Source organism: Frankia sp. CcMO1 (assembly GCF_977945845.1).
Genome location: NZ_CDWTMG010000335.1, coordinates 1 through 4,058 on the forward strand (window position 1 = coordinate 1; position 4,058 = coordinate 4,058).

Annotated in this window: 2 protein-coding genes; both read left to right on the forward strand. The window is 69.9% G+C overall.

What is annotated here, in order from left to right; all coding sequences use genetic code 11:
• Positions 1-723: 723 nt before the first annotated feature.
• Positions 724-3,105: a putative bifunctional diguanylate cyclase/phosphodiesterase gene (locus tag AC08OU_RS23290; protein ID WP_476602223.1), complete on the forward strand. Its 2,382-nt coding sequence runs from the start codon at positions 724-726 to the stop codon at positions 3,103-3,105.
• Positions 3,096-3,992 carry a leucyl/phenylalanyl-tRNA--protein transferase gene (gene aat, locus AC08OU_RS23295; protein WP_476602222.1) on the forward strand — a complete coding sequence of 299 codons (897 nt, stop codon included), beginning with the start codon at positions 3,096-3,098 and terminating at the stop codon, positions 3,990-3,992. Before AC08OU_RS23290 ends, aat begins: the two co-directional genes overlap by 10 nt.
• Positions 3,993-4,058 lie beyond the last annotated feature (66 nt).

Sequence of the window (4,058 nt, forward strand, 5' to 3'; positions counted from 1 at the left end):
GGCTACCGCGACCCCGAAAACCAGCGGCTACGAACACGCTGCGCAGCCACCCGCCGAGCCCGCAGATGCCTCAAACCCGCTTAACTTCGAAGAGCCGGTAGTTGCAGACCGATCCGCATGTGCGCTCCTCCCCCGCCTCCAGCGCGGGAAGCGGGACATAGCCGACATTTTCCTATCATGTCTCGCGACGACCGCCTCCCGCCGCAGTGACCACGATCGGGCCGCCCTGACGTGATGAGTCGACGACACGGCCACGCCTGCGCACGGTCACCCCACCTGAACCCAACGCCACACCAGCAAATCGCGACAAATTTTTGTATATAAATGACAAGAGACCAAGATGTACGAGAATGTAGGCATGCCCGGCCAAGCCTCCGTCATGATGGTCACATGAGGCCCGAGTGGCGGGACCTCCGGGGTGTCCGTACCCTTTCCCTCAACGGAGGTAGCCCTGTCCCTCCCGCACGACCGGTCGCCACCGGCGGTGGTCGATTACCGGGCCTGCGGGGTCGGCACCATGGCCGCACCGGAGAGGGGCCGGAGGGGGAGCCGCCACCATCGCCCGCCCACGGCACACCCATGAAAGATCATCTTTTTCGGCGAACCGGCCGGCAAGGCGGCCACCGGTGCCGCGGGTGTCGTCGCCGCGGCACCGGGCGATGGCCGTCGGCACGATGCCGGGCACGTGCGCAGGCTCCCACCACGCTGCGGGGGGATGACCGGTTGACCGCCTCTCCCCCTCCCCCGCGCCGGTTCCGTCTGATCCGGGCCGCCCAGCTCGTCCTGATCGTCGCCACGGTCTACCTGTCCGTCTCCGCGTTCGTCACCGTGCCCCGCATCGGCAACGAGACCGGGTCGCTGCGTTACGGCGTCGCCCTCGGCTCGGGCCTGATCTGCCTGTCGCGGGCGGTGTTGATCCGCGGCGAACGCCTGCCCTGGGCACTGCTCGGCACCGGGCTCGTCAGCTACGGATGCGCGACGATCTACTACAACGCGGCGGTCGCCGGCCGGCAGGACGACGACCTCGGGCCGTCGCTGGCCGATCTCGGCTGGCTGCTCTTCTATCCGGCGTGCTATGTCGCCGTCATCCTCCTGCTACGCAGAAGAGTGCTCCGGCTGCACACGAGCGTCTGGATGGACGCGCTCGTCGGCCTGCTCGGCGTGGCCGCGCTGACCAGCGGCATCGGCGTGGCGATGGCGAACTCGTATCCGCGCTACAGCGCGTGGACGATGACGGTGAACCTGATCTATCCGCTCGCCGACCTGCTGCTGATTCTGCTGATCGTCACGGTGTTCAGTCTGCTGGGCTGGCATCCCGGCCGGATGTGGTGGCTGCTGGGCATCGGGCTGGTGGGCTTCGCGATAGCCGACTCGCTCCTGCTGGTCAGCGTCACCACGGACAGGGACCCCGGGCCCGGCCTCCTCAGCACGCTGTGGCTGTTCTCGGTGCTCATGCCGGCCCTGGCCGCCTGGCAGCGACCGCGCTGGCACCCACCGGCCAAGATGTCCGGCTGGGGCGTCATCGCGGTCCCGCTGGTGCTCACCGTGATCGCGCTCGGTCTGCTCGTCCTCGGCGCCGCGGTCCAGCTGCCAAAGATCACCGTCGGGCTCGCCGCGGCCACGGTGCTGACGGCCCTGGCCCGCGCCGCGTTCACCTTCATCGAGGTCCAGCAGCTCGCCGAGAGCAAAGCGCTGGCCCGCACCGACGAGCTGACGGGCCTGGCGAACCGGCGTGGCTTCATCGAACGGCTGACGAAGGCCGAGCAGCACGCCACCGGGGTGGACACCTTCGCACTCCTCCTGCTGGACCTTGACCGGTTCAAGGAGATCAACGACTCGCTGGGGCATCAGGTGGGCGACGCGCTGCTGGCGCAGGTCGGAACCCGTATCTCCGACGCCCTGCGTCCCGGCGACCTGCATGCCCGCCTGGGCGGCGACGAGTTCGCGGTCCTGCTCGAACACGCGGACATCGAGGCCGCGAAACGCGTCGCCGACCGGGTGCTGGCCGTGCTCGACGATCCCTTCGACGTCGGCGGGGTGACCCTGCACGTCGGCGCGAGCATCGGCGCCGCCGTGTACCCCGACCACGCCGAGGACGCCCACACCCTGCTGCAGCGCGCCGATGTGGCCATGTATGCCGCGAAGTCGGGCCGCACCGGCGTGGAGTCCTACCGTCCCGGGTCCGACGTGAACAGCCTCGTCCGCCTCGACATGATCGAGTCCCTGCGCGCGGCGCTCGGCACCGGCCAGCTGGAGGTGCACTACCAGGTCAAGGTCGACCTCGATTCCGGGCAGGCGAACGCCGTAGAGGCCCTGGTCCGCTGGCGGCATCCCCGCCGCGGCCTGCTCGGGCCAGAGGAGTTCATCCCCCTGGCCGAACAGGCCGGTTTCATCCGGATGCTGACCATCGAGGTGCTGGAGACCGCCCTGGGCCAGTGCCGGCAGTGGCACTCCGCCGGATTCGACGTCGCGGTGGCGGTGAACCTGTCCGCCTCGGACCTGCTGGACCGTGGCTTTCCCGAACAGGTCAGCGGCATGCTCTCCGGCTTCGGGCTGAGCCCGACGGCACTCGAGCTGGAGATCACCGAGACCACGTTGATGCTCGACCGGGTCCGCACGGCCGCCGTACTCGGGGAGCTGCGCGACCTGGGGATCGGCATCGCCGTCGACGACTACGGCACCGGGTACTCCTCCCTGGCCAGGCTCTGGGAGCTGCCCGTCGACGTGCTGAAGCTGGACAAGTCATTCATCCAACGCATGGAGGTCGACGGCCGGGCCGAGGCGATCGTCCGTTCGACGGTCGGACTCGCCCACGCGCTCGGCCTGCGCATCGTCGTCGAGGGCGTGGAGACCGCCGGGGCGATGCGGATGCTGCGGGATTTCGGCTGCGACCTGGCTCAGGGCTACTTCCTCGGCCATCCGGGCCCATCCGAGCAGGTGACCGAGCAACTGCGGCGACGGGCGCCGTCGGCTGGCATGATCGATCCGGAGACGATCGGCCGGACGGAGGAATGTCCCGGCGATCTCTCCCCGACGATGGAGAGTGCCGTGCTGAACGCCCCAGTCGCCCCGAATCGGACGCCGGCGGTCAAGTCGTGGCGCTGACGGCGCCGCCCCGCGATCTCGGCCCCACCGTATGGGACGGGCTCTCGCTGCTGACCAGCCCACGCCAGGCCCCGGTCGCCGTCGGCGGTGAGCTGGATCCGGCGACGTTGATCGGCGCCTACCGGGCCGGTGCCTTCCCTTGGCCGGCGAGCGAGGCCGACGGCGGCGGCGAGGCCCATGAGGACGACGAGGCTCACGGGGACGACGAGAGCGGCGGGACCCGCGGGGGCGGGGAGTGGCTGCGCGAGATCCTGCGGGCGGCGGTGGCCGCCCGACGCATCCCCCATCTGCCCCCGCACCGCCCCGGTGGGCTGGACCTGCCCTGGTGGAGCCCCGACCCCCGGGCAGTGATCCCGATCGGCCGGCTGCGGGTCAACCGGACACTGCGCAAGCGGCTGCGTAACTGTGGGTGGACCACCACCGTCGACGAGCGATTCGTCGACGTCGTCCGTGGCTGCCGCCGCGGCGGCACCTCCGAGTGGATCATTCCCCAACTGGTCGAGGGCTACGCCGAGCTGCACGCCCTGGGCTGGGCGCACAGCATCGAGGTCTGGGAGGGCGACGAGCTGGTCGGCGGCATGTACGGAGTGGGCGTCGGCGGCGTGTTCGTCGGTGAATCGATGTTCCGTACCCGGACCGACGCCTCCAAAGTGGCTCTGGCCGACTTCGACGCCCGGTTCACCGCGGCCGGCGGGATGCTGCTGGACGTGCAGATCGCGACCCCGCATCTGATCGACCTGGGTGCGGTGGAGATTCCGCGGGCCGATTTCCTCGCCGTTCTGGCCCGCGTCCGGGATGCCGACGTCCGCCTCAACCGGGACCGGTACCCGGTCGCCCGCCTTGCCCCGCATGGCGCCTCCGGCGCAATGCGGGGACCCCTGGCCTAGGGCCTGTTTGGGAAGTTTATCGGGGCAGCCATTCGTTGATCGCGGCGATGGTGACTGTTGCTTCGT